The 25,865-nt window shown below is 69.5% G+C and carries 22 protein-coding genes and 3 tRNA genes; 15 read left to right on the top strand and 10 right to left on the bottom strand.

All coding sequences use genetic code 11. The features are described 5' to 3' along the window. Window positions 1–141: 141 nt before the first annotated feature. The 3 genes from rpmG to AOP72_RS01445 form a co-directional block, all read right to left on the bottom strand. Window positions 142–306: a 50S ribosomal protein L33 gene (gene rpmG, locus AOP72_RS01455; RefSeq protein ID WP_062131382.1), complete on the bottom strand. Its 165-nt coding sequence runs from the start codon at window positions 304–306 to the stop codon at window positions 142–144. A 68-nt stretch (window positions 307–374) separates the two neighbouring features. Beyond that, window positions 375–448 (bottom strand) — tRNA-Met (locus AOP72_RS01450). Window positions 449–506: 58 nt separating this feature from the next. Beyond that, a tRNA-Thr gene (locus AOP72_RS01445) sits at window positions 507–579 on the bottom strand. 85 nt (window positions 580–664) lie between these two features. Between AOP72_RS01445 and AOP72_RS01440 the strand changes: the two genes are divergently transcribed. Further along, window positions 665–1,954, top strand: a complete 1,290-nt coding sequence (locus tag AOP72_RS01440) for a winged helix-turn-helix domain-containing protein (protein ID WP_193746331.1) — start codon at window positions 665–667, stop codon at window positions 1,952–1,954. Window positions 1,955–2,054: 100 nt separating this feature from the next. Further along, the gene (locus AOP72_RS01435; RefSeq protein WP_062131376.1) at window positions 2,055–3,524 is read left to right on the top strand and encodes a sugar porter family MFS transporter; all 1,470 of its coding nucleotides are present in this window, start codon (window positions 2,055–2,057) and stop codon (window positions 3,522–3,524) included. A 152-nt stretch (window positions 3,525–3,676) separates the two neighbouring features. Here the strand turns inward: AOP72_RS01435 and AOP72_RS01430 are convergent. Continuing rightward, a tRNA-Tyr gene (locus AOP72_RS01430) sits at window positions 3,677–3,758 on the bottom strand. A 137-nt stretch (window positions 3,759–3,895) separates the two neighbouring features. Here AOP72_RS01430 and AOP72_RS01425 point away from each other — a divergent pair. Beyond that, the gene (locus tag AOP72_RS01425; RefSeq protein WP_062131373.1) at window positions 3,896–4,387 is read left to right on the top strand and encodes a YajQ family cyclic di-GMP-binding protein; all 492 of its coding nucleotides are present in this window, start codon (window positions 3,896–3,898) and stop codon (window positions 4,385–4,387) included. Here the strand turns inward: AOP72_RS01425 and AOP72_RS01420 are convergent. The 4 genes from AOP72_RS01420 to AOP72_RS01405 all read right to left on the bottom strand — a co-directional run bounded on the left by AOP72_RS01420 (window position 4,374) and on the right by AOP72_RS01405 (window position 9,003). Further along, entirely contained in the window at window positions 4,374–4,760 is a 387-nt protein-coding gene (locus AOP72_RS01420) for a nuclear transport factor 2 family protein (protein ID WP_193746330.1), read from the bottom strand. The two genes, AOP72_RS01425 and AOP72_RS01420, sit on opposite strands and share 14 nt — an antisense overlap. 5 nt (window positions 4,761–4,765) lie before the next feature. Then, window positions 4,766–6,496, bottom strand: coding sequence for a thiamine pyrophosphate-dependent enzyme (locus tag AOP72_RS01415; RefSeq protein ID WP_062131367.1), 1,731 nt, complete (start codon window positions 6,494–6,496; stop codon window positions 4,766–4,768). Window positions 6,497–6,593: 97 nt separating this feature from the next. Next, on the bottom strand, window positions 6,594–7,457 hold the full coding sequence (gene htpX / locus AOP72_RS01410) for a zinc metalloprotease HtpX (protein ID WP_062131364.1): 864 nt from the start codon (window positions 7,455–7,457) through the stop codon (window positions 6,594–6,596). 169 nt (window positions 7,458–7,626) lie between these two features. Continuing rightward, window positions 7,627–9,003, bottom strand: a complete 1,377-nt coding sequence (locus AOP72_RS01405) for an FAD-dependent oxidoreductase (protein WP_062131360.1) — start codon at window positions 9,001–9,003, stop codon at window positions 7,627–7,629. Between the two features lie 73 nt (window positions 9,004–9,076). Here AOP72_RS01405 and AOP72_RS01400 point away from each other — a divergent pair, with 73 nt between their 5' ends. The 12 genes from AOP72_RS01400 (at window position 9,077) to rarD (ending at window position 23,556) form a co-directional block, all read left to right on the top strand. Then, window positions 9,077–10,234: a phospholipase D-like domain-containing protein gene (locus tag AOP72_RS01400; RefSeq protein ID WP_084631106.1), complete on the top strand. Its 1,158-nt coding sequence runs from the start codon at window positions 9,077–9,079 to the stop codon at window positions 10,232–10,234. Between the two features lie 292 nt (window positions 10,235–10,526). Beyond that, a complete protein-coding gene (locus tag AOP72_RS01395; RefSeq protein ID WP_062136646.1) occupies window positions 10,527–12,218 on the top strand; it encodes a nitrite/sulfite reductase in 1,692 nt (563 codons plus the stop codon). Continuing rightward, window positions 12,215–12,949: a phosphoadenylyl-sulfate reductase gene (locus AOP72_RS01390; RefSeq protein WP_238581571.1), complete on the top strand. Its 735-nt coding sequence runs from the start codon at window positions 12,215–12,217 to the stop codon at window positions 12,947–12,949. The genes AOP72_RS01395 and AOP72_RS01390 overlap by 4 nt, the downstream gene beginning before the upstream one ends. After that, complete coding sequence (gene cysD / locus AOP72_RS01385; RefSeq protein ID WP_084631104.1) at window positions 12,946–13,860, top strand: sulfate adenylyltransferase subunit CysD; 915 nt, start codon at window positions 12,946–12,948, stop codon at window positions 13,858–13,860. The genes AOP72_RS01390 and cysD overlap by 4 nt, the downstream gene beginning before the upstream one ends. Further along, window positions 13,860–15,290 carry a sulfate adenylyltransferase subunit 1 gene (locus AOP72_RS01380; RefSeq protein ID WP_062131351.1) on the top strand — a complete coding sequence of 477 codons (1,431 nt, stop codon included), beginning with the start codon at window positions 13,860–13,862 and terminating at the stop codon, window positions 15,288–15,290. Before cysD ends, AOP72_RS01380 begins: the two co-directional genes overlap by 1 nt. After that, window positions 15,290–16,093, top strand: coding sequence for an ABC transporter ATP-binding protein (locus tag AOP72_RS01375; protein WP_062131349.1), 804 nt, complete (start codon window positions 15,290–15,292; stop codon window positions 16,091–16,093). Before AOP72_RS01380 ends, AOP72_RS01375 begins: the two co-directional genes overlap by 1 nt. Next, window positions 16,080–16,913 (top strand): ABC transporter permease, encoded by an 834-nt coding sequence (locus AOP72_RS01370; RefSeq protein ID WP_084631102.1) that lies wholly within the window; start codon window positions 16,080–16,082, stop codon window positions 16,911–16,913. Before AOP72_RS01375 ends, AOP72_RS01370 begins: the two co-directional genes overlap by 14 nt. 274 nt (window positions 16,914–17,187) lie before the next feature. After that, window positions 17,188–18,897: a glycosyltransferase family 2 protein gene (locus AOP72_RS01365; protein WP_084631100.1), complete on the top strand. Its 1,710-nt coding sequence runs from the start codon at window positions 17,188–17,190 to the stop codon at window positions 18,895–18,897. Continuing rightward, on the top strand, window positions 18,894–19,730 hold the full coding sequence (locus AOP72_RS01360; protein ID WP_062131340.1) for an HlyD family secretion protein: 837 nt from the start codon (window positions 18,894–18,896) through the stop codon (window positions 19,728–19,730). Before AOP72_RS01365 ends, AOP72_RS01360 begins: the two co-directional genes overlap by 4 nt. After that, window positions 19,727–21,796, top strand: a complete 2,070-nt coding sequence (locus AOP72_RS01355) for a glycosyl hydrolase (protein ID WP_062131337.1) — start codon at window positions 19,727–19,729, stop codon at window positions 21,794–21,796. Before AOP72_RS01360 ends, AOP72_RS01355 begins: the two co-directional genes overlap by 4 nt. A 93-nt stretch (window positions 21,797–21,889) precedes the next feature. Continuing rightward, a complete protein-coding gene (locus AOP72_RS01350; protein WP_062131333.1) occupies window positions 21,890–22,504 on the top strand; it encodes a GNAT family N-acetyltransferase in 615 nt (204 codons plus the stop codon). A 113-nt stretch (window positions 22,505–22,617) separates the two neighbouring features. Beyond that, window positions 22,618–23,556: an EamA family transporter RarD gene (rarD, locus tag AOP72_RS01345; protein WP_062136644.1), complete on the top strand. Its 939-nt coding sequence runs from the start codon at window positions 22,618–22,620 to the stop codon at window positions 23,554–23,556. On the opposite strand, the gene AOP72_RS01340 is transcribed toward rarD, so the two are convergent. Both AOP72_RS01340 and AOP72_RS01335 read right to left on the bottom strand, forming a co-directional pair. After that, a complete protein-coding gene (locus AOP72_RS01340) occupies window positions 23,553–25,094 on the bottom strand; it encodes a hypothetical protein (protein ID WP_152650207.1) in 1,542 nt (513 codons plus the stop codon). The two genes, rarD and AOP72_RS01340, sit on opposite strands and share 4 nt — an antisense overlap. After that, a complete protein-coding gene (locus AOP72_RS01335) occupies window positions 25,094–25,633 on the bottom strand; it encodes an RNA polymerase sigma factor (protein WP_084631823.1) in 540 nt (179 codons plus the stop codon). The genes AOP72_RS01340 and AOP72_RS01335 overlap by 1 nt, the downstream gene beginning before the upstream one ends. Window positions 25,634–25,865 lie beyond the last annotated feature (232 nt).

The raw sequence follows: 25,865 nt of genomic DNA, 5'->3' as shown, positions 1-25,865 counted from the left end.
CACGCAGACGCGCGCCGCCGCATGAGCCGCGCTGACCCGCGTGATCGATCCGCGCACCGGCCGGTTGCCGTCCCCGCCCCGGAACGACGAACGCCCGCCCCCTCTGACGAGGGAACGGGCGGACGGTGAAGAGTTGAGGTGCTAGCGCGTCTCGCGGTGCGGGGTGTGCTTGCCGCACTTCCGGCAGAACTTGGCGAGCTCCACCCGGTCGGGGGTGTTGCGACGGTTCTTGCGCGTGATGTAGTTCCGGTTCTTGCACTCGGTGCACGCGAGCGTGATCTTCGGACGAACGTCGTTCTTTGCCATGAGGGTGTGCTCCCAGCCTTGTGGTGACGCGCCTGGCAGGCACGGCGACAGGCGATGCGCCTGTCTCGTAGCGAGGGCGGGACTCGAACCCGCGACCCCACGATTATGAGTCGTGTGCTCTAACCACCTGAGCTACCCCGCCGCGAGAATCGCTTGATCATCGCCCCTCGCAAGAGGAGCGATGATCAAGCATTTCTCAGAGCCCCGACAGGGAATCGAACCCTGGACCTTTTCCTTACCATGGAAACGCTCTGCCGACTGAGCTATCGGGGCAAGCCGGACAAGAATACACGCCCCGTGCAGTGCTTGTGAAATCGGCCTGACGCCGGTGTCTGAGGCCGCCGCTAACGTGAGTCGTGTGACCCTACAGCTCAGCGCCGCCGAGGCTCGCCGCGTGTTCCTCGACGCCCAGAACCTGGCCCGTCGCACCCCGTCGCGGCGCCCCCGGGAGGCGGACTTCGGCGAGTACCTGCACCGTCAGGGCGTGCTTCAGCTCGACACGGTCAACGTCCTCGCCCGTGCGCACTATCTGCCGCTGTACTCACGCGTGGGCGCATACCGGCCCGCCGATCTGGATGACTTCCTGTGGGGCGATGCCAGCGGACACTCGGCCCACGCCTTCGAGCACTGGGGCCACGAGGCGTCGGTGATGCCGCGCGAGATGCTGCCACTGCTGCACCACCGCATGGCGGGCGGATCAGGGTGGAAGTCCCGGACCCGCGAGCAGCTCGAATCGGAACGTCCGGGGCTGCTCGGTGCCGTGCGCGCCGCCGTCGAGGAGCACGGACCGGTGGTGGCGGGGGACCTCGAGCACATGGCGCCCCGGGACGGGGCACGCGGGACGTGGTGGGACCAGGGCCACGTCAAGGTCGCGCTCGAGTACCTCTTCATCACGGGAAGCGTCGCCGCCTCGCGCGGCAGGCACTTCACGCGGACCTACGATGCGCCGATGCGCGGCTGGGGGGTCCCGGCAGCGGACGAGGGCGACTGGGGAGTGCCGGCCGGCGAGGCGCGCCAAGCGCTCTTCGACCGCGCGCTGTCCGCGACCGGAATCGGCACCGTGAAGGACCTGTGCGACCACTTCCGGCTGCCCTTCGCCGCCGGAGCCCGCTCCCCGGATGTCGCCGGCGGCGCCGCGTGGGCCGCATCGGCCGTGGAGCGCGGGCTCGCCGCGTGGGCTGAGGTCGAGGGGTGGAATGCGCCAGCGCTGATCGCCGTCGACGGCCCTGCATCCGCGCGCCCGGATCACCGGGCCGCCCGCGACCCTGGCCGGGCCACCGGACGGACGCTGCTGAGCCCGTTCGACCCCGTGTGCTGGTACCGACCACGCCTCCTGCGCATGTTCGGCGTGGACTACCGCATCGAGATCTACACGCCCGCGCACAAGCGCGTGTACGGCTACTACTGCCTGCCGCTGCTGGTCGGGGACCGCATCGTGGCCCGCCTGGACCTGAAGGCTGATCGCAAGGCGAGCACGCTGCTGGTCCAGGCCGCATGGCACGAGCCGGGTCGCGCCCCTGGCTCTCGGGCCGTGGCACGCGGAGCCGTTCAGGAGTCTGCGACGGCCGAGCTGGAGGCGATGACGGCCTGGCTCGGCCTCGACGACTGGCGGTCGACCGGGCGAGGCGATCTCTCGCTCGCACGGTGACGGGCAGCCCCGCGAGCAGCCGTTCACCCGGTCCCGGGTTAGTGTGGCGAGCAATCGACCCGGTGCGGCGCCCCTCTCGCCGCCACGATGAAAGGTCCCCATGGCCAGCACTTCCTCCCCTCCATCCGCGCCCGCAAGCAGTCGACTCAACGCCCGCGTCGTCACGATCAGCGTCGGCGCCGCGCTCGGCGGGTTCCTGTTCGGGTTCGACTCATCCGTGATCAATGGCGCCGTCGAGTCGATCGAGGGCGAGTTCGATCTCTCCGCGGCGTTCACCGGCGTCGCGGTCGCCTCGGCGCTGCTCGGGTGCGCGGTCGGCGCGTGGTTCGCGGGCACGATCGCCAACAGACACGGGCGCATTCGCGTGATGCTCATCGCCGCGATCCTGTTCCTGATCTCCGCCGTCGGCTCGGGTCTGGCAGTCGGCATCTGGGACCTGGTGCTGTGGCGCATCATCGGCGGACTCGCCGTGGGCGCGGCATCGGTGATCGCCCCCGCGTACATCGCCGAGGTGTCCCCGTCGAAGTTCCGCGGCAGGCTCGGGTCCCTCCAGCAGCTCGCGATCGTGATGGGCATCTTCGCCGCACTGCTCACGGGCCAGCTGTTCGCGGACGCCGCCGGCGGCGCCGCCGAGCAGTTGTGGTTCGGCCTCGAGGCATGGCGCCTGATGTTCATGGCCGAGGCCGTCCCCGCCGTCATCTACGGCGTCGCGGCGCTCCGGCTTCCCGAGTCCCCCCGCTACCTGGTGGGACGCAGCCGAGACGACGAGGCGGCGGAGGTGCTGCGACTGTTCAGCGGCGTCCAGGACGTCGACGCCAAGATCAAGGAGATCGAGGACTCGCTGCACCGCGAGGAGAAGCAGACCCTGCGGGACCTGCGAGGCCACGTGCTGGGGCTCAAGCCCATCGTCTGGACCGGGATTCTGCTGTCCGTATTCCAGCAGTTCGTGGGCATCAACGTGATCTTCTATTACTCGAACACGCTGTGGCAGTCCGTCGGCTTCGGGGAGTCGGAGGCGTTCCTGACGTCGACCATCACCTCCGTCACCAACATCGCTGTCACGATCGTGGCGATCATGCTCGTGGACAGGATCGGCCGACGCCTGCTGCTGCTCATCGGGTCGACCGGCATGACGGTATCGCTGGGCCTGATGGCCATCGCGTTCTCCCAGGCGATCACCGATGGCGCCGGCGAGGTCACCGACTTCGAAGGCTCATGGGGCACTGTCGCCGTGATCGGCGCGAACTCCTTCGTGGTGTTCTTCGGCGCCACGTGGGGCCCCGTCGTCTGGGTGCTCCTGGGCGAGATGTTCCCCAACCGGATCCGCGCATCGGCCCTCGCCGTGGCGGCGGCGGCGCAGTGGCTCGCCAACTGGGCGATCACCGTGTCGTTCCCGTCGTTCGCGTCGATCGGGCTCACGTTCGCGTACGGCTTCTACGCCACGATGGCGCTGCTGTCGCTGCTGTTCGTGTTCTTCCGCGTGCCGGAGACCAAGGGCATGGAGCTCGAGGCCATGGACGCCGATGTGCACGTCAAGCGCGGCAAGTTCGTGGAGTCGACCCGCAGCTGAGGCTCGTCCATCGACACTGAGCGCGCTCTGGCGCGCACCGAGCCCCCGGAATCGACACTGACCGCGCTTGACGGCGCCAAGGTGGGACGACGGGGGTTCGGTGCGTTCGGGGGCGGAGACACGAAAGGCCCGGCACATGGCCGGGCCTCGCGTGGCAGGTGAGGGATTCGAACCCCCGAAGTCGATGACGGCTGATTTACAGTCAGCTCCCTTTGGCCGCTCGGGCAACCTGCCTTTGCGCCATGGTCAGAACTGAACCCTGCGCGCATGGAAGGATAGCAAGAGAACGGACCGCGACGCGAACCTGTGCGGCGCGGATCGGGAACGAGACCGCAGCGGCGCGAATCGCGCCCCGACCCCGAGGAGGACCCATGGCAGGCGACAGCAGCTTCGACGTGGTGAGCAAGATCGACCGACAGGAGGTCGACAACGCGCTCAACCAGGCTCACAAGGAGATCAGCCAGCGCTACGACTTCCGCGGCGTGGGTGCGTCCATCGAGTTCTCCGGCGACGCGATCCTGATGAAGGCCAACTCCGTGGAGCGCGTGAAGGCAGTGCTGGACGTGCTGATCGCCAAGCTCGCGAAGCGGGGCATCTCGATGAAGTCGCTCGAGTACGGCGAGCCGGTCCCCTCCGGCAAGGAGTTCCGCCTGGTGGCGGACCTCAAGGAGGGCATCACTCAGGAGACCGCCAAGAAGCTCGGCAAGCTGCTCCGCGAGGAGGGCCCCAAGACCGTGAAGTCGCAGATCCAGGGCGACGAGCTGCGGGTGCAGTCCAAGTCGCGGGACGACCTGCAGGTCGCGATCCAGCTGCTCAAGGGCGCCGACGTGGACGTGGACCTGCAGTTCGTCAACTACCGCTGAGGACCCTCACGGCTGACGGCGACTGCTGGTGCAGCATCATCTGCCAGCCGTCGCTCGAGCGCACGTAGGTGCTGGACAGCATCGCCTCGAACGGCGGTTCCTCGACCCGGCGCGCCCTCACGCGGTACGCCACCACGGCCAGGCCCTCGCCGAGGTCGTGGACGGTGACGTCCTCGAGCTCGTAGTCCTGCCATCGGCGGGACTCCGCCATGCCGTCGATGGCGTCGTCACGCTCCATCACGCCGAACGGGAACACCATCACGGCCTCGCTCGCGAGCACGTCATCGTAGAACTCCCGGGCGTGACCGCTGGTGAGTGCTTCCCAGCCGTCTCGTTCGAGTGCGACCAGTTCCTGCTCCTCGTGCGTTCTCATGATCCTCATCTCCTGCTCTCGATGCCCTCGGTGAGTTTCGCGACCGCGTATCCCCACGCCTGCGAGACCCTCGGGTGGGGCGGGACCGAGATCTCGTCTGGATTGGTGAGGACGTCGAGCAGCACGGGGCCGTCCTGCGCGAAGGCCCACGCGAGCGCGGCGTCCAGGTCTCCCGGCTCCTCCACTCGCTTCGAGGCGAGGCCCATCGCCGTGCCCACCGCGGCGAGGTCCGGGTTGTCGAGCTCGGTGCCGAAGGATGGCAGCCCGCCCTGCTGCTGCTCCAACTGCACCATGCCGAGCGACGCGTTGTCGAACACGACCACGACCACGGGCAGCCGGTGCGTCACCGCGGTGCGCAGGTCGCCCAGCAGCATCATCAGCCCGCCGTCGCCGCTCATCGACACCACGCGGCGCGACCGGTCCAGCGCCTGCGCGCCGAGCGCCTGCGGCAGCGCGTTGGCCATCGAGCCCAGGTTGAACGAACCGATGAGCTCCCGGCCCGCACGCATCTCGACGAACCTCGCGAGCCAGACGGTGGACATGCCGGTGTCGACCGTGAAAACGGCGTCCTCGGGGGCGTGCCGGTCCACGGCGGCCGCGAGCGCCTCCGGGCGAATCCGGTCGTCGGGGTTGTCGAAGACCGAGCGCACCTTGGCCACCACACCGGACTTCTCGTAGTCGGGGTCGGCGACGTTGCGCTGACGGTCGCGCCACGACTCGAACGTCTCCTGCGCCTTCTGAAGATGGGCGGGGTCGCGGTCGGCGGAGATCCGCGGAAGCAGCGCGGTGAGCGCATCACCCGCATCACCCACCACCGGCACGTCGACCGTGACGCGACGCCCCACGTGGGTGGCCGCGCGGTCGATCTGGATCACCGTCGCATCGGTCGGGTAGAAGTCTCGATACGGGAAGTCGGTGCCGACCATGAGCAGCACATCGCAGTCGGCGAGCGCATCGGCCGCACCGGGGTTCCCGAGGAGGCCCGCCTGGCCCACGCCATACGGGTGATCGCCGTCGAAGCCGCTCTTGCCCTTCAGCGTCACCACCATCGGGGCCTGCAGCCGCTCGGCCATCGCGAGCGTCTGGTCGCGCGCGTGCTCGGCGCCGCGGCCCACGAGCATGGTCACGCGCTCGGCACCGTCCAGCGCTGCGGCCGCCGCCGCGAGCGACTCCTCGACGGGCTCGGACTGGCGGTGCGGGCGCGCGAAGGACAGTTCCGGGATGTCTGCGTCGAGCTCGAGCTCGCCGACGTCGCCGGGCACCGTGAGCACGGCGACGCCGCGCTGCGAGTAGGCCGCGGTGATCGCCTGGACCAGCATCTGCGGCAGCTGTTCGGGGGAGGTCAGGGTCTGGTTCCACACAGCGACATCCGCGAAGACGCGGTCGTTGTGGATCTCCTGGAAGTAGTCGGTGCCGATCTCGGCAGTCGGCACCTGTCCACAGATCGCGAGCACCGGAGCGTGAGACTTCTTGGCGTCGTACAGACCGTTGAGCAGGTGCAGCGACCCCGGCCCCACGGTGCCCATGCAGACGCCGATGCGATCGGTCAGCTGCGCCTGGGCGCCGGCGGCGAACGCGGCCGTCTCCTCGTGCCGCACCCCGATCCACTCGAGCCGGTCCTCGTTGCGAATGGAGTCCGTGAAGGGGTTCAGTGCGTCCCCGACCACACCCCACACCTGCGTCACGCCGTGCTCGGCAAGCGCGTGAACGATGGTTCCTGCGATCGTGCGGGTCATCGGGACTCCTCTCAGTGAGACGGGAGAAGCCACCGGGCCGGCGACCATCCGCGCCCGTCTATGCCAACGCACGGCAAAGGGGGGCGCATTCCACGGCCTAGAGAGGGCGGCCCGCCATCCGCTCGAGCCGTGCGACCCGCTCGTCCATCGGCGGGTGGGTCGAGAACAGCTTCGCCATGCCGGCCCCGGAGAAGGGATTCGCGATCATCATGTGCGACACGTTCTCGAGCGCCGCGTCCTGCGGCAGCGGCTTGGCCCTGGTGCCCTGCTCGAGCTTGCGCAGGGCCGAGGCGAGGGCCAGCGGGTCGCCGGTCAAGGCGGCGCCGTCCTCGTCCGCGTCGTACTCGCGGGTGCGGGAGATCGCCATCCGGATCAGCGCGGCGGCGATGGGCGCGAGGAACAGCATCGCGAGCATGCCGATGGGTCCCAACGGGTTGTCGCGCGAGTTGCCGCCGCCGAAGAAGAACAGCATCTGCGCGATCGCGGTGATGATGCCCGCGAAGGCCGCGGCCACCGATCCGATGAGGATGTCGCGGTTGTACACGTGCATGAGCTCGTGGCCGAGGACTCCGCGCAGTTCTCGTTCGTTCAGCAGCCCCAGGATGCCGGCGGTGCAGCACACGGCCGCGTTGCTGGGGTTGCGTCCGGTCGCGAAGGCGTTGGGCGCCTGGGTGGGCGACACGTAGAGGCGGGGCATGGGCTGGTTCGCCTCGGCCGAGAGCTCGCGCACGATGCGGTACATCGCTGGCTGCTCGACCTCAGTGACCGGGCGCGCATGCATCGCCTTGATGGCGAGCTTGTCCGAGTTCCAGTACCCGTACGCGGTGCCGGCCACGCCGAGAGCCGCGAAGATCCAGATGAACTGACCGCCGCCCACGAAGGAGCCGACGCCCAGCAGCACGGCCCACAGCACGATGAACAGAGCTGCGGTCTTCACACCATTGAAGTACTTGCCTGACACGGTTCCCCTTCCCTCACGTCGGTCGCGATGGGAGAACGGCCGATGCTCGGGCCGGGTTCCCGGCGCGACGGCACCTTCTCGAGGGGTGGTGGGACCGGGCCCCTGACATCTCCGGTGATCGCCGGGGTTCACAGGGCCGATGCGAGGGTCACCCCGCGACGCGGCTCGCCTAGGAGTCGGTGCGACCCAGCGCGATGTCGGTCATCTCCTCGCGCGGCACCACCTTGACGCGCTCCCGCCCGTCGGCCTCGCCGGTGGCGCGTTCGTGCGCGTCGAGCAGCTCCCAGTCGTGCCACTGCACCACGTCGACGCCGCGCGACTGGAGCAGTCGCAGCAGGTTGTCGGGGCTGCGCTGCTCTGCCCCGGCCTCGCTCTCGGCGTACAGGCGAGGAGCGTCCTCGACCAGGTTGGCGATGGTCTCCTGAGCATCCGACTTGGTGTGGCCGATGAGCCCCACCGGTCCGCGCTTGATCCAGCCCGTGGCGTAGTAGCCGGGCACGACGTCGCCACCGGCGACCACGCGGCCGCCGTCATTGGCGATGACGCCCTTCGACTGATCGAACGGAATCCCGTCGATCTCGGTGCCGTAGTAGCCCACCGCGCGGTAGACGGCCTGGACCGGGTAGTCGATGAACTCCCCGGTGCCCTTGACGTTGCCGTCACCCTGCAGCGCGGTGCGCTCGACGCGAACGCCGGTGACCTTGCCGTCCTCGCCCAGCACCTCGTGAGGCGCCTGCAGGAAGTGCAGGTGGATGCGGCGCGACGCGCCCGTGGGCTCCTTGAGCGTCCAGTCCGTCAGGGTCTTGACGACCTGCTTGGTCTGCTTGTTGTTCTCCGCGGCCTCCATCGACGCCTCGTCGAAGTCGTAGTCCTCGGGGTAGACGATCACGTCGACGTCGGGCACGTGACCCAGCTCGCGCAGCTCGAGCGGCGAGAATTTCACCTGCGCCGGGCCACGACGGCCGAACACGTGCACGTCCGTGACCGGGGACGACTTCAGCAGCTCCATGACGTTGTCCGGCACCTCGGTGCCCGCGAGGTCCTTGGGGTGCTTCGCGAGGATGCGCGCGACGTCGAGTGCGACGTTGCCGACGCCGAACACCGCAACCTCCTTCGCGTCGAGCGGCCACGTGCGCGGCACGTCCGGGTGGCCATCGAACCAGCTCACGAAGTCGGCGGCGCCGTACGAGCCCTCGAGGTCGATGCCGGGGATGTTGAGGTCGGCGTCCTTGAACGCGCCCGTCGCGAAGATCACTGCGTCGTAGTGCTCGCGAAGGTCCTGCAGAGTCAGGTCGGTGCCGATGTCGACGTTGGCGAGCAGGCGGATGTCCCCGCGGCCCAGCACGTTCGCGAGCGCGACGACGATCTGCTTGATGCGCGGGTGGTCCGGCGCGACCCCGTAGCGGACCAGGCCGAACGGTGCTGGCAGACGCTCGATGATGTCGATCGACACATCGAGGTCGCTCTTGGACAGGATGTCGGAGGCGTAGGTGCCGGCGGGGCCAGCACCGATCACGGCGACCCGGAGCGGGCGGTCTGTGGTCACGTTTGTCTCAATCCTCAGGGGCGTGGGCGTGCGGCGAGGGCGGTCTCGGTCGCGTGTCGCCCCGAGTATAGACATGAACGTCACATGGACGTCCCGCCGTTGGCGCGCGCTCGAGCCGTTCCAGTGCCACGCTCGAGTCATGACGTCGGTGATGCCCTCTCCGTCGCCCGGTCTCGGCCGGGCGCCCACGGACGCGCCCTCGCGAGGCCTGCCCTCCCCCACGCTGATGCTCCCCGGCGCGTACATCCACGACGCGACGGCACGAGTGCGCGCAGCCCAGCGGCGGGTGCGGCTCACCACTCTCACCATCGCCGACGAGCAGCGCACCTACGCGCTCATCGAGGCGTTGGTCGCGGCGGCGAAGCGAGGCGTCGACGTCCAGGTGGCGGCCGACGTGTTCACATACGTCGACGCCGCCGGCACGTTCCTGCCGGCCCGGTATCGCACCACGAGGCGGCGCGAGTCGTCGGCACTCGCAGCACGGCTCACCGAGGCAGGGGCGACGTTCACGTGGCTCGGATCCGAGCGGGGACTGATCTGGCGCGGGCGCACGCACACCAAGCTGAGCGTGGTCGACGACGTCAGCTACGCGTTCGGCGGCGTCAACATCGACGATCGCGGCGCGAGCAACGCCGACTACATGTTCCGGGTGGAGGACCCCCGTCTCGCCGACGACCTCGACGAGGTCTACGAGCGGATCGTGAGGATGAACGCCTCCCAGCTCGGGCACCCGTCGCTGACGCTGCGTCACGGCGACGACACGGTGCTCGTCGACGGCGGCGTCCCGGGCGACTCGGTGATCTACCGGCGCGCGATGGCGCTGGCCTCCGAGGCCGTCCACGTGCTGCTCATCTCGCAGTACTGCCCCACGGGCCCGCTCGGCAGGATCATCGCCGAACGGCCGCACGCGCTGTGGTTCAACCCTCCCCGCCACGCCTCCCCTGCCAACCGGGTGCTGATCTCCGCGTCGATGGCGGCCACGGGGTACCGCACCCAGTACCGCTCGCGGCGCTATCTCCACGCGAAGTGCCTGGTCATGACGATGCCGTCGGGAGAGCGCGTCGCGATCACGGGCTCCCACAACTTCGTGCGCGGCGGTGTCGCGCTCGGCACCAGGGAGATCGCACTCGAGACCCGGTCGGCAGCGGTGATCGACCAGATCCTGGCATTCCACCGCACGCACGTGCTCGGCAGCCGTCATGGGGGGCTGGCACATCCCCCGGGCCTGTGAGACACTCTCCGCTATGGCATTCTCCCCGGACTCCTGCGCACCCATGATGTGCTGCTGCGTCCGTTGTGCCATGTGTCCCGAGGCCTGAGCCCACGGATACACCCCACCTGTAGCCCTGGGCGCTCGGCCTTTCGAGCGCGGACCAGACGCGCTCGCACGGCCTCGCTCCCAGAACACGACGAGTCGAGGAGTCTCGGTGACTGACGCCGATGCCACCAGCGCCACCGCGCGCACGCCTGCCCAGATCGCTGAGGCAGCCGAACGCCGACGCCACCGCGAGGAGGCGCGCGAGATGCGCACCCGAGAGGCCTCTCAGCGCAAGAACACCGCCTCCAAGGACGGCCAGTGGGCCGCAGGCGACCGCACTCCGCTGAACCCCAACGAGGAGATGAAGTCCACCGGCGACCCGTTGCGGGTGCGCGAGCGCATCGAGTCGATGTACTCGAAGTGGGGCTTCTGGTCGATCCCACCGGGAGACCTGCGCGGCCGCTTCCGCTGGTGGGGCCTGTACACGCAGCGCCGTCAGGGCATCGACGGCGGCAAGACGGCGATCCTCGAGCCGCACCAGCTCGACGACGAGTACTTCATGCTCCGCATCCGCTCCGACGGCGGGCAGCTGTCCGTCGCGCAGGCGCGCGAGATCGGACGCATCTCCGAGGAGTTCGGCCGCGACACCGCCGACGTCTCCGACCGTCAGAACATCCAGCTGCACTGGATCCGCATCGAGGACGTTCCCGAGATCTTCCGGCGCGTCGAGGAGGTGGGCCTGCTCGTCACTGAGGCGTGCGGGGATGTCCCACGCGTGATCCTCGGGTCCCCCGTCGCGGGCGTCGCCAAGGACGAGCTGATCGATCCCACGCCGCAGATCAACGAGATCAAGGAGCGCTACATCGGCTCTCCTGAGTTCTCGAACCTGCCGAGAAAGTTCAAGACCGCGTTCACCGGCCAGCCGGTGCCCGACATCCTCCATGAGGTCCAGGACGTCGCGTTCTGCGCGGTCGAGCACCCCGAGCTGGGCGTGGGCTACGACCTGTGGGTGGGCGGAGGACTGTCCGTGAACCCCTTCCTCGGCGTGCGACTGGGCGTCTTCGTGAAGCCCGAGATCGCGCACGAGGTCTGGAAGGGCGTCGTCAGCATCTTCCGCGACTACGGCTACCGCCGCCTGCGCACGCGCGCGCGTCTCAAGTTCCTCGTCAAGGCCTGGGGTGCCGAGAAGTTCCTGCAGGTGCTGCAGGACGACTACCTCGGCTACGAGCTCCCCCAGGGGCCCGCCCCCCAGGTGGGAGTCCCGGGAGACCGCGGAGACCACGTCGGCATCCACGAGCAGGCCGACGGCCGCTGGTACGTGGGCGTAGCCCCGGTCGCGGGCCGCGTCTCCGGCACCAAGATGCAGTCGATCGCCGACGTTGCAGAGAAGGTCGGCTCCGACCGCATCCGCCTCACGCCACTGCAGAAGATCCTGGTGCTCGACGTGGACCAGGACAAGGTCAGCGACGTCGTCAACGGACTGCGCGCGCTCGAGCTCGACTCCGACCCCGGCGAGTTCCACCGCAACGTCATCGCCTGCACCGGCATCGAGTACTGCAAGCTCGCGATCGTCGAGACCAAGGCCACCGCGCGGGAGGTCGTGAAGGTGCTCGACCAGCAGTTCCCCACTCTCGACAACCCCATCACGGTGCACGTCAACGGCTGCCCCAACTCGTGCGCCCGCGTGCAGATCGCGGACATCGGGTTCAAGGGTCAGCTCGTGCTGGACGAGGAGTCCGGTGAGCAGGTTCCGGGCTTCCAGGTGCACCTGGGCGGCCGGCTCGGTCGCGGCGAGGACAACGACTTCGGCCGCAAGATTCGCGGCCACAAGGTGACGCAGATCGGAATGCCCGACTACGTCCAGCGCGTCACCACGCACTACCTGGCGGACCGCGAGGGCCCCGAGGAGACGTTCGCCGACTGGGCCTTCAGGGCGGACGAGGAGCTCATCACGTGACCATCCCGTCCCTCTCCGGTGCCGCGGCACTGACCGCTCTCAACCCTCGCGAGTGGAACGCCGAGACCTGCGCGGCCGTCGCGTCGCGCCTCGAGAACGCCTCCGCCACCCACATCGCGGACTGGGCGGTGGCGACGTTCGGAACCGGGCTCGGCGTCGCCTCGTCGATGCAGGACACGATCCTGCCCCACATGTTCGGCGCGCGGCTTGCGGGCGTGGACGTGCTGTTCCTCGAGACGGGGTACCACTTCCAGGAGACGCTCGACACTCGCGAGCGCTCGGCCCAGGAGTTCCCCATCACCATCGTCGACGTCATGCCGACGCTCACGGTCGCGGAGCAGGACGCCGAGTACGGCAAGGACCTGTTCGCGCGCGACCCCAATCTGTGCTGCTTCATGCGCAAGGTCGACCCGCTCGCGCGCGCCCTCGCGGGCTACGACGCCTGGGTCACGGGCGCGCGCCGGGTCGATGCCGTCACGCGATCGCAGATGCCAGTGGTGAGCTGGGACGAGAAGCACGGGCTGGTCAAGGTCAATCCGCTCGCCCGCTGGGACGACGCCGACGTGGAGCGCTACCAGGTCGACCACGACCTGCCTCGCAACCCCCTCACCTCCCAGGGCTACCCCAGCATCGGCTGCGCGCCGTGCACCCGCAAGGTTGCGCCGGGCGAGGACCCGCGCGCAGGCCGCTGGTCGGGGCAAGGAAAGACGGAGTGCGGGATTCACACATGAGCGAGGACGACGTGACGACGACCCTGACCACCCTTGATGCCCTCGAGTCCGAGGGCATTCACATCATCCGCGAGGCGGTGGGCACCGCCCGCAAGCCGGTGCTGCTGTTCAGCGGCGGCAAGGACTCGGTCGTGGTGCTGCACCTCGCGACCAAGGCCTTCTGGCCCGGACGAGTGCCCTTCGAGCTGCTGCACGTGGACACGGGCCACAACTTCGACGAGGTCATCGAGTTCCGTGACCGCACCGTCGAGCGGCTCGGGCTGCGACTGCAGGTGGCGAAGGTCCAGGACTACATCGACGACGGTCGCCTGCGCGAGCGCCCGGACGGCACCCGCAACCCGCTGCAGACGGTGCCGCTGCTCGACGCGATCGTGAACCACGGCTACGACGTGGTCTTCGGCGGCGCCCGTCGCGACGAGGAGAAGGCGCGCGCCAAGGAGCGGGTCGTCTCGCTGCGCGACGAGTTCGGACAGTGGGACCCCCGGAACCAGCGGCCCGAGCTGTGGAACCTGTACAACCCCAAGCATCTGCCCGGACAGCACGTGCGCGTGTTCCCCCTGTCGAACTGGACCGAGCTGGACGTGTGGCGCTACATCCAGCGCGAAGAGATCGACCTGCCCGGTCTGTACTTCGCGCACGAGCGCGACGTGTTCACGCGCGACGGCATGTGGCTCACCCCGCACCCGAGCGTGCGCGTGCGCGACACCGACTCCCCCGAGTCCAGGTCAGTGCGCTACCGCACGGTGGGCGATGCGTCCTGCACCGGCGCCGTGGAGTCCACCGCCTCGACGCTCGACGAGATCATCGCCGAGGTCGCGGCCACTCGCATCACGGAGCGCGGCGCGACGCGCGCAGACGACCGCCTCTCGGAGGCCGCCATGGAGGACCGCAAGAAGGAAGGCTACTTCTGATGACAGCCCCGGAGACCACCGACGTCGCGGCATCCATCCCCGACGCCCGGCGCACGTCCCTGCTCCGTTTCGCCACCGCCGGATCCGTCGATGACGGCAAGTCCACGCTCGTGGGCCGCCTGCTCCACGACACCAAGTCGATCCTCGCCGACGCCTACGAGGCGATGGAGCGCGTCTCGAAGGAGCGCGGCGGCGAGGAGGTCGACCTCGCTCTGCTGACCGATGGGTTGCGGGCCGAGCGCGAACAGGGCATCACCATCGACGTCGCCTACCGCTACTTCTCCACTCCCCAGCGCACCTTCATCCTCGCGGACTGCCCCGGGCACGTGCAGTACACGCGCAACACCGTCACGGGTGCCTCGACGGCCGATGCGCTGGTGGTGCTCATCGACGCGCGCTACGGAGTGGTGGAGCAGACCAAGCGCCACCTCGCGGTGGCGGCGCTGCTGCGCGTCCCGCACGTGATCGTCGCGGTCAACAAGATCGACCTCCTGGACTATGCCCAGGGTCCGTTCCGCTCGATCACCCAGCATGTCCAGACGCATGCGGAATCCCTGGGGCTCACCAACGTGGTCACCGTCCCGGTCAGTGCACTCAAGGGCGACAACGTCGCCCTGCGATCAGACCTCACGCCCTGGTACGACGGCCCCACCGTGCTGGAGGTGCTCGAGACGGTGCCGAGCATCGACCAGGGCGCGGACGACTTCGCGGCGGCGCACCGCCGTGGAATCGTCCACCCCACGGCCGAGCAGGCGCGCGCCACCGAGACCGGGTGGCGCATGCCCGTGCAGTGGGTGCTGCGTCCGCAGGATGCGGCCATCTCGCCCGAGCATCGCGAGTACCGCGGCTACGCGGGCCAGGTAGCCGAGGGCACGATCCGGGTGGGAGACGACGTCGTCGTCCAGCCATCCGGCCGCCGCACCACGGTCGCGGGCATCGATACGGCTGACGGCCCTCTCGACCAGGCGCACACCGGGCTGTCGGTGTCGATCCGCCTCGCGGATGACGTCGACGTCGCCCGCGGAGACCTGCTGTCGAGCGCCGCAGACGCCGTGGCCCCCGAGCGCGCCTTCCACGCGCACGTCGCGTGGCTCACGGACCGGCCGCTGCGCGTCCGGGACCGGGTGCTCATCCAGCACGGTTCGGCACGCGTGCAGGCGATGGTCACGGCCATCGATGGCATCCTCGACATCTCGCTGCCCGGCGGCACCCTCGACTCGTCGATCGCGACCGGGCACGAGCTGCTGCTGAACGACATCGGCGTGGTGCGCTTCCAGCTCGCGCAGCCGCTCGCGGTCGAGGACTACGGCCGTCACCGCCGGACGGGTGCGTTCTGCGTCATCGACCCTCAGGACGGCAACACCATCGGCGCGGGAACTGCGCGGGCCTCCGCGCCCGGCATCGGCGCCGATGCCCACGTGACCATCTGATGAGCGCACCGGTCTCGCTGCGAGGGGTCTCGCAGGCCTTTGCGGGCTCTCGCGGCGGCCGGCTCGCGCTCGACGGCATCGATCTCGAGGTCGCTGCGGGCGAGTTCGTCTGCGTCGTCGGGCCCTCCGGGTGCGGCAAGTCGACCATGCTCGACCTGGTGGCCGGGCACACCCGACCCGCACGCGGCGACGTCACCGTCGCCGGGGCCGGGGTGCGCGGCCCGGGACCGGACCGCGTCATGGTGTTCCAGGAGCACGCCCTGTTCCCATGGCTGTCGGTGAGCGACAACGTGGGGTTCGGTCTCAAGAACGCCGGCGTGCCTCCCGAGGAGCGCGACGCCACCGTCGCGACGTGGCTCCGCAAGGTCGGCCTCGCCGACGCTGCAGACCTGCACCCGCATCAACTGTCCGGCGGCATGCGCCAGCGCGCGGCCCTCGCACGCGCCTTCGCGATGCGCCCTCGGGTGCTGCTCATGGACGAGCCCTTCAGCGCTCTCGACGCGCCCTCCCGCGACCGGCTCCACGTCGAGCTCCAGGAACTGTGGGCGGAGACGGGGATCACCATCGTGTTCGTCACGCACAACGTGCGCGAGGCGGTCGCGCTGGGCGACCGCGTCATCGTGCTGTCCTCCGGGCCGGGGCGCATCATCGGGGACGTGCCGGTGACGCTGCACCGGCCGCGGGTCGTGGAGTCCGAGCGCGTGGTCACCCTGTCCGCGACCGTGCGCCGATTGCTGGACGCAGCCGACCAGTTGGGCATCTCCGCTCCGCGCGAGGGGGGCGACTCGTATGTCAACATCTAGCGTCCCCACCCGCGACGGCACGAGCATCAAGGTGCGCAGCGACGCGCCGTGGTGGCGCCGCACCACGCCGATCGTCGGCACCGGGCTGGTGCTCCTCGCCGCATGGGCGCTGGCGTCGGTCCTCTCGGAGGCCCTGCCCACGCCTGTCGCCACCGCCAGTGAACTGGTCCGGATGGCAGGCGACGGCGACCTCGCATCGATCTTCGGACGCATCACCCTGTTCATGACCGGATGCTTCATCGTGGCCGCCATCGGCGGAGTCTCACTCGGTCTCCTGCTCGGCTCCCGCACCTGGCTGGACCGCGGCCTCTCGCCGTATCTCGCGGCGCTGCAGGGCATGCCCACCTCGATGTGGATCCCCGTCGCCGCCGTCGTGCTGGGCACGTCCCCATGGTCGCTCGCCGCTGTCGTCAGCATCGGCGCTATGCCCGCGATCATGCTGGCCACGCGATCCGCCGTGAAGAACGTACCGCCGCTGCTCATCCGGGCCGGCCGCACGTTCGGTGCGGACCAGGGCTCGCTGCTCCGTCACGTGGTGCTGCCCGCCGCACTGCCGGGCATCATGACGGGGCTCGAGCTCGGCTGGTCGATCGCCTTCCGGTGCCTCGTCGCCGGTGAGATCTTCTCCGGCGCGCTGTCCGGCACTGGCATCGGCGACGTGATCGAGCGCTCTCGCGAGACGGGCGACCTGACCGAGATGATGGCCACCATCCTCATCGTGCTGGCCTTCACCCTGGCGGTGGATCGGCTCGTGTTCGCGCGCGTGCAGCACCGCCTGCGGGTGAGCCGCGGCCTGGTGGACTCCGGCCTTCCGCACTGACTCCCGCCGCGGCCGACGCCGTGAAAGCGCAGGTACACGGGCCATCGAGCGCATCTGAGACATGTCTGAGTACGCGCCATGCCTACAGTGGTGATCAGGCCGTGCTCCTCACGCCGGCCTCCGCCTGAGCAAGGCGTCGCTGAGCGGCGCCACCGCCACTGACGACGAATCGACCTTTCGAAGCCCGGCCCCATCGCGCCGGCCACGGCGACGTCGCCACCCACTCCTTCCCGCTGCGCAGCATGCCTGCGTCCTCCCGACCCCGGAGAGCGATATGACTGCACCCCGTCCTGCCACAGATCACCCCTCCCCCTCCCTCCCGCCGACGGAGCCCGGCACCGCACCCAGCCCGATCATGTTCCTGATGGTCGGCGTCGCCGCCCTCGGCACCCTGCTCTACGCCGGCTTCCTGCTCGACCCCGATCACCGTGGCGACCTGCTGCCCTACACGATGGTCATCATCGCTGAGACGGTGCTCGTGGCCCAGGCGTTCTTCGGGATGTGGACCATCCTCTCGGGGGGTCACAATCCGCGGGACTTCGCGTACTTCCACGCGAAGGACGGGCTCTACGGATCGGACTCCGCAGCGCAGCGCCAGCCGCCGCATCTGCGTGAGCCGCACCTCAGCGGCACACCCATCGGCGTCGACATCTTCATCACCACCTACGGCGAGGATCTCGAGGTCATTCGCGGCACCGTCCGCGCGGCCATGAGAGTGCGCGGTCGACACACCACCTGGGTGCTCGACGACGGTCGCAGCGACGAGGTGCGGGACCTCGCGGCGCTCGAGGGCGCTCGCTATGTGCGGCGCCTCACGTCCGGCGGCGCCAAGGCGGGAAACATCAACCACGCGCTCACGCTCGCGAAGGGTCAGTTCTTCGCTGTGTTCGACGCTGACTTCGTGCCGCGTCCCGAGTTCCTCGAAGAGACGCTGCCGTTCTTCACCGATGCGCGTCTCGCGTTCGTGCAGACGCCGCAGAGCTACGGCAATCTGCGCACCACGATCGCGCGCGGAGCCGGATACATGCAGGCCGTCTTCTACCGTTTCATCCAGCCCGGGCGCAACCGCTTCAACGCGGCGTTCTGCGTGGGCACCAACGTGATCTTCCGCCGTGAAGCCGTCGAGGACGTCGACGGCATCTATACCGATTCCAAATCCGAGGACGTGTGGACGTCGCTGATGATGCACGAGGCCGGCTGGAAGTCCGTCTTCATCCCCGACGTGCTCGCCGTGGGCGAGGCACCCGAGACCATCGAGGCGTACTCGAAGCAGCAGCTGCGCTGGGCGACCGGGGGCTTCGAGATCCTGCTCACCCGCAATCCGTTCCGACGGGACGTCCGCCTGAGTCTCGAGCAGCGCGTGCAGTACCTCGTCACCGCGACGTTCTACCTCACGGGGATCGCGCCCCTGATCCTGCTCATGCTGCCGCCCATGGAGATCTTCCTCGATCTCCAGCCCATGACGATCGAGACGTCGGCGATGACCTGGTTCCTGTACTACGCGGGCTTCTACGCGCTGCAGATCCTGTTCGCCTGGTACACGCTCGGGTCCTTCCGGTGGCAGACGCTGACGCTCGCGGCAGTGTCCTTCCCCATCTACGTCAAGGCCCTCGGCAACGCGCTGCGCGGCAAGGACGTCGGGTGGCAGGCCACCGGCACCGCCAAAGGCCGTTCGCCCTTCAACTTCATCGTCCCGCAGGTCCTGATCTTCGTCTTCCTGGCGCTGACCTCCGTCGTCGGCATCATCAGGGACCTGGACAACGGCTCCGTGTCGCTGGCGACGGCGTGGAACGTCACCAACACCCTCATCCTCGCGACCTTCCTGGTCGCGGCGGCGCGTGAGGGCCGACAACTCTCCACACCCTCCGCCACCCATACGCCAGCCGCGAAGCCCACCCGCACCGTGGTGGCTCGTCCGACCGAGACCGCGTTCGCCCCTGTCTGGGGCCGTGGCACCGCAACCCTCGAGAAGGAGACATCATGACCTGGGCCACTCGCTTCAAGATGCTGTTCGGCACGATGGGCGTCCTCATCCTCATCGCCGCACTCACGTACGTCTACACGGAGCGCGAGTCGAGCGCCACATCCGCGAGCGCCGTGGTCTCCGCGAACACGCTGCCCGTCGGCACCGACTACGGCGGCAAGCTCATCGAGCAGCACGTCGAGGAGGGCGCCTACGTCTCTGAGGGCGACGTGCTCTTCACGATCGACAGCCTGGGCCGCCAACGCGACCTCGAGATGGAGGCACGCGCCGACGCGCAGGACGAGGCGGCAGAGTCGTCCGTTGCCTCGTCGCCCGAGCCGTCGGCCTCGGAGGTGTCATCCGACGCCGAGTCGAGCGACGCCGCATCAGGTGCGTCCGCGTCCGACGACGAGGAGTTCAGCCCCCTGTGGACGGTCACCGCGAGCGCCTCAGGCACTGTCGCAGCGGTGCCCACTGGTGTGGGCGGATACATCCCCGCCGGGGGCATCGTCGCCGAGGTCTTCGAGGACGACTCGCTCTACGTGAGCGCCGACTTCCTCCTGACTCCGCGGGACTTCGACCGGCTCCAGATCGGAGCTCCGGTCGAGGTACGCCTCCCGGACCGCACCACGGTGACCGGCACGGTCGACGAGATCGAGGTCGCCACCGAGGACGGCGCGGCGCGCGCCTTCGTGCGTGTCGCGTCGGAGAGCATCGCGCACAGCGATCCGGCAGGATTGACGGCACCCGGCACGCCCGTGAACGCCACGGTCGAGCTCCGCGACGACGGCCCGCTCGCGGGCCTGCGCGACGCCGCCACAGACTTCCTCGAAAAGATCGGACTTGACACATGAGACGACACACCTGGGCCGCCGCGGCCATCGCGGGCGCACTCGTAGTCCTGGCGGGCTGCGACGGCGCCGGCGGCGATGACGACGGACCGACGGCCAGCCCTGACGGCGAGCCGAGCGCGAGCGCGCCGGGCGGTACGGCGAGCCGCGTCGACCTGTATGCGCCTGCGAGCGACACCGTGGCGGGGCCGGACACGACGGATCCGTCACTCCTTCCCGTTCGTGCCGGACAGACCGCAGTGCCGGCACGCGTCGCCGACGGCGTGACTCCCCCCACGAACCGCTGGTACTCCGGACTGGTGTTCGGCGACCAGCCCTTCATCGCGTTCCCTGCTCCGCTGTCGTTCAACTCGACCGACGGCGGTTTCGCCTGGGGCGTTCCTCACGTGGGCGTGGCCGTGGACGGCAACTCCATCGCGAGCCCCGCGTCGAGCGACGTCACGGTGGCCATCGACGGAGCTTCTGGACTGCCCATCGCGACAGCTGCGGACACCACAAGCGTGACCCTTGCGTACGGTGACGCCTCGGTGAGCCTCGCCGCGGGCTCGCCGCTGGTGGGCATCACGGCCACGGCGGACATGTCCTTCACGGTCTCCCCCGCCCCCACCCCCGCGGGCGACGGCGTGTGGACCATCGACTCGGGAGAGCGGACGTACGGCATCACCGCCGCGAATGCCACTGTCGACGGCGCCACCGTCACGCTCTCGTCGGGCGACCACGCGCAGATGTTCGCGGTTCCCGACGGCGGCGACCCCAGCGCCGTCGCGGCTGCGGCCGGCGCTCCGGTCGACGGGGTGGACGTGACCTACGGCGTCGACGAAGAATCGGCCACCACCTCTCTCGCGTACGCACCCGAGGACGAGCCGACGCTCGTGGCAGTCCCGCAGGAACGTGCCGAGGGCCTCGACTGCGAGCTCGGCACCTATCCCTCCATCAACGGCGAGATGGCGGCGTGCTCGGCGTCGACTGTCACGTGGTCCGTGCCCACCGTCGAGCCTGACCTCGGGCTCGACCTCGAGGGGATCACCGACGAGCAGCGCACGGAGATCGTCGCGGCTCTTGAGGCCGAGGCGCAGGTCGCCCCGGTCTTCCCCGCCGACACGTACTTCGGGTCGAAGGCGCTGCACCGTCACGCCATGCTGGTGACGATCGCGGATGCCCTCGGCGAGACGGCACTGGCGGACGGCTTCGCCAGCGTCCTGTCCGAGGAGCTCCTCACCTGGGCCGACCCTGCCGGCTGCGAACGCCGCTCGCAGCGATGCTTCGAGTACGACGAGCAGCTGCGCGGCGTGGTCGGCCTCGAGGCGGCGTTCGGCTCAGAAGAGTTCAACGACCACCACTTCCACTACGGGTACCTGCTGAACGCGGCGGCGGTCGCTCTGGAACGCGATCCGTCACTCGAGGACGGGCTCGCGCCTGTCATGGACCTGGTGGCGGCCGACATCGCCAGTCCGGCCGACGCGGACGCGTTCCCCACCCTGCGTGCCTTCGACCCGTTCGCGGGCCACTCCTGGGCGAGCGGGTTCTCCCCGTTCGGCGACGGCAACAACCAGGAGTCCAGCTCCGAGGCAGTGCTCGCGTGGAACGGGGTCGCGGCCTGGGCTCAGGCGCGCGGAGACGAGTCCCTCGCCGACACCGCACGGTGGACCCTGTCTGCCGAGGCGAATGCCGCCGTCAGCCGCTGGCTGCGACCTGATCTCGACGGGTTTGAGGACTACCAGCACGACATCGTGGCGCTCCAGTGGGGCGGCAAGCGCGAGTACGCCACGTGGTTCAGCGCGGAGCCGAGCGCCATGCTCGGCATCGAGCTCATTCCGATGGCACCCATCCAGCAGCACCTCGCGCCGCAGGACGAGGAGGCCGTGGCGACCACACTGCGGTCGATCGAAGCTGCCGCACCTGGAGGGTACGACGTGCCGTTCGGCGACTACCTGCTGATGTACCAGGCACTCGCAGGCCAGGATCACGCCGCTGCGGCATGGGACGAGGCCACCGCGTTGCCCGATTCAGGCATCGACGACGGCAACTCCCGTGCGGCCATGCTCGCCTGGATCGCGGCGGCACAGTGATGCGGCTCGCTGCGGCGGAGAGCAGCCGTCCGCGCCGCTGACCTGAGCGGTGCCGCCCGTGCCCGTGTCGGAGCACCGCCCTAGGGTGGTCGCATGAAGGACGACACGGGCACGGGTGCTGGCACGTTCAGCGTCCTGCCTGCGACCCAGGACCGGTGGCCGGACGTCCGGACCGTCCTGGGCCCCACGAGCCTCGACACACCGTCGTGCTGGTGCCTGGCCATGCGCATCAGCGCTGGCGATCCCCGCATCAAGGATCAGCCCGCCCGGGCGCGCGCCGACGTGCTGCACGACCTCTGCGGGGAGGACATCTCGCCGGGCGTGCTCGCCTACCGCGATGGCGAGGTGGTGGGCTGGTGCTCGGTCTCGCCTCGCTCCGCCTACCACCGGCTCGTCCACTCGCGCGTGATCCCTCGGCTCGATGACGAGCCCGTGTGGTCGGTCGTGTGCTTCGTCGTCCGCGCCGGCCACCGTCGCCAGGGGCTCGCGGGCGTGCTGCTCGACGGCGCCGTCGACTACGCGCGCTCCCGGGGAGCGACCCTCATCGAGGGCTACCCCGCGGACACCGGCGGTGATCGCATCGACGTCGCGTCGGCCTACGTGGGCACCGTGTCCCTGTTCGAACGACACGGCTTCGCGAAGGCGGCCGAGACCAGCTCCAAGGGCGGCGGCAAGCCCCGGGTGCTGATGAGGCGCTCGCTCGACTGACCCGCACGCTCCCGACGCGAGAGGCGGTGCCAGGCGCACCCGCACTGGCACCGGACGCGCGGGCCACCCCCGCATCGGCCGTTCGAGGCCTGTCCCGGTGGCACAATCGCGAGGTGAGCGAATCCCTCAGCAGGTCCGGGCTCGCCTTCGGCGCCGGCGCGTACCTGATGTGGGGCGGCTTCCCCCTGCTCATGCACGCGCTCCAGCCGGCGGGCGCAGTCGAGATCACGGCCCATCGTGCGCTGTGGTCCGTGCTGGTATGCGCGGCGATCGTCGCGGTCATCGGTGGCTGGTCCCGCCTGCGGGCCGCCGTGACCGACCGGCGCACGCTGCTGCTCCTGTGCGCGGCCGCCGTGTTCATCGCGATCAACTGGCTCATCTATGTGTATGCCGTCGTGACGGACCACGTGAACTCGGCGGCCCTCGGGTACTACATCAACCCGCTGTTCACGGTGGCGCTCGGCGTGGCCTTCCTGGGGGAGCGCCTCCGCCGACTGCAGCTGGTGGCCATCGGCATCGCCGTGGTCGCGGTGCTCGTGATCGGATTCGGCCTCGGGGAGTTCCCCTGGATCGCCCTGGCGCTGGCGACGTCCTTCGGCCTGTATGGCCTGATCAAGAAGCGGGTGGGGGGCAAGGTCGATGCCGTCACGGGCCTGACGGTCGAGACCGCGGTCCTGGTGCCGGTCGCGGTGGCTGCGATCGCGTGGATCCACCAGTCGGGCCAGGCCACGTTCTTGGCACGCGGCGAGCCCGGACTGGGGATCGGCCACGACGTGCTGCTGTGGTCGACCGGCGCATTCACCGCCGGGGCGCTGTTGCTGTTCGCCGCCGGCGCCCGCCGGCTTCCGCTGTACGTCACTGGCCTGTTGCAGTACATCGCGCCCACCCTCATGTTCATCCTGGCCGTCTGGCACTTCGGCGAGCCCATGCCGGTGACTCGGTGGATCGGCTTCATCCTCGTGTGGGTCGCACTCGTGGTGCTCACGGTGGACGGCTGGCGCGCGCGCCCGCGCCGCCGCGAGGCACGCGTCGAGCCGGCGAAGCCTGTCTAGCCCCTCTCGGGGAAGAACACCGACCAGCGCATGTCGTCGACGCTCGGTCCGTAGCCCCAGATGAGACCGAGCTCCGCCTTCTCGACCTCGGCCGGGTCGACGCCCTCGCACGGCAGCGCCAGCTCGGAGGTGTCGCCGATGTACCAGAGGTGGTCCCCGGCATCACCGCCGCCGATCGAGTACAGGTCCTCGCCCCCGAGTCCCTCTCGGTCGTCGGCGTCGTGCTGCTGCCGACCGATGATGGCGCCGTCCTCATCGACCCAGATCAGCGCCTCATAGGTGACGACGCCGTGAGGATCGCCCGTCTGATCGGACCAACCGCCGCCCCATCCCGAGTACTGGGGGCCGGGTCCGTCGACACCGGGGAACATCTCCTCAGGAGCGCCGAGGATGTAGCCGCCGTCGCCGAAGTCGAACTCGAGCCCGGCCTCCTCGACGTCGTAGTAGGTGCCGCTCTGGCGCTCGAGCACCGTGGGCTCGGCGACGAGGTCCTCGGGCACTGCCGCGAGGCACTGGAAGGTCACTGACTCGGGACCTTCGAGGTAGGGACCGGTGACGTACTCGTCACGCTCGGGATCTGAACTCGGGTCGATGTCGTCTCGAGTGTCGTCGCCTACGGGCGGGACCGGCACTCCGCACGCAGCCTCGTAGGTCTGCGTCGGATCGTACTGCGAGGTGATCTCGTAGATCTCGCCCTCCGGCAGCGTCGCCCTGATGGAGGCGCTCTCCAAGCCGTCGTACTCCGGAACGCTCGCTCCAGGATGCCCGCGACCGATGCGCACCGCCTCCTCGGTGCCGTCGTCGTACCGGAACACCGTCTCGACCACCGCATCGGCCCCAGCGACGGATGGTTCGAGACCAGTGCCACCGAATCCCAGTGTGCTCGTGTGCACTTCCATCAGCAGCTTGGGGTTGACCCCTGGTGGCGCGTCTGAGGGGGCCTCAGTGGTCCACTCGTAGCCCAGGCGGGGGCCCTCCGGGTCGGTGAGATACGCCGAACCACCGGCGCTGCCATTGTCGGAGTAGTCAATGGCAAGATGCGTGAACACGTCTGTGAGGCCGCCATCGACATGGGCGGTGATGGTGCGGCCGCCGGGGCCCTGGGCATCGTAGGCTCCGTCGCCGCTGCGCTCCATGTGCTGCACGTCGCCATCCGGCGACACGTACACGAACTCCTCGTCGACATAGTTCGCGTATACGCGGCCCACAAAGCCGGCCGGGCCCCACGCATCCGGATTGGGAGCAGGATAGTCGTCGAGGTAGCACCAGGCGGGGGCGTCGCCGCTGGGCGCGGGAGCGGTGCCGCCAGGTGCGGCGATGGTGGTGCCACCGTCCACCGACCCAGGGATGGCGATGGCTGCGAACGCGATCGCGCCAGAGGCCGCCACGGCTCCACCGACTGCGGCCACCGAGCGCCGAGTCCGGCGCCGACGGATGTCGTCGAGCGCAGTGGACGGCGCGACCTCCACGCCACCGTCCCCCAGCGCGCGGGCGTGCCCGGCAAATGCCTCGTGGATCACCTCTCGCAGCTCTCGCATCATCGTCCCCTTCCCCTGGCCGGGACCACGTCTGCGGTCACCGGCTCCTCATCCCAGTCCTCGGTCACGTCCAGCAGCGGCGCCAGGGTGGCGGTCGCGTCGTGCAGGTAGCGCTTGACGGTGCCGTCCGCGAGTCCCAGCCGGGCCGCGATCTGTGGCACCGTCAGGTCGTCGAAGAACCGCAGCACCACGCACACCTGCTCCCGCGGCGGCAGCTCGCGCAGCGCGCGCCGGACGTCGAGGCCGACCTCGAGGTCGGGGCGGACGGGACCTCGTTCGAAGGCGCGGTCCACCGCACGCCGTCGGCTCGCGGCGCTGCGGGCGCGGTCGATCACGATGCTCGGCATCGCGGAGCGCACGTAGGCCTCGGCCTCGTTCACGCTCGCGAGGCGGCGCCGTTTCGAGAACACCTTGACGAGGGCGTCGTGCACCAGGTCGTCGGCGTCGCCGTCGCGCCCGACCAACAGCGCCGCGTAGGCCGTCAGTCGCGGGCCGCGCTCACGCACCAACTGCTCCACCAGCGGCTCCCACGACGACATCGACACTCCCCCTCCGTGTTCTCTCTACCCTGCCAAACGGAGCCGGTCGGCGAACCGTTGGGGCAGGCAGTGGCGGCAGTGGGGAGGTGCCCGGAGTGAGCGGGCCGAGCCGGTCAAGTCCCCTGTCCGCTCTCCCTGGCTGAGACTACGCACCACTTCTTGACCCGACGCCCCGCAGGCGAGGTCGATTCGGCTCCGGCGCACGGCGTGTCGCGCAGAGAGTGGTTCGCAG

The organism is Demequina aestuarii, assembly GCF_000975095.1.
In the GTDB taxonomy this organism is placed as follows: Bacteria; Actinomycetota; Actinomycetes; order Actinomycetales; family Demequinaceae; genus Demequina; species Demequina aestuarii.
The sequence above is the reverse complement of the archived record's forward strand: the minus strand, read 5'-3'. Positions and strand labels throughout refer to the sequence as shown.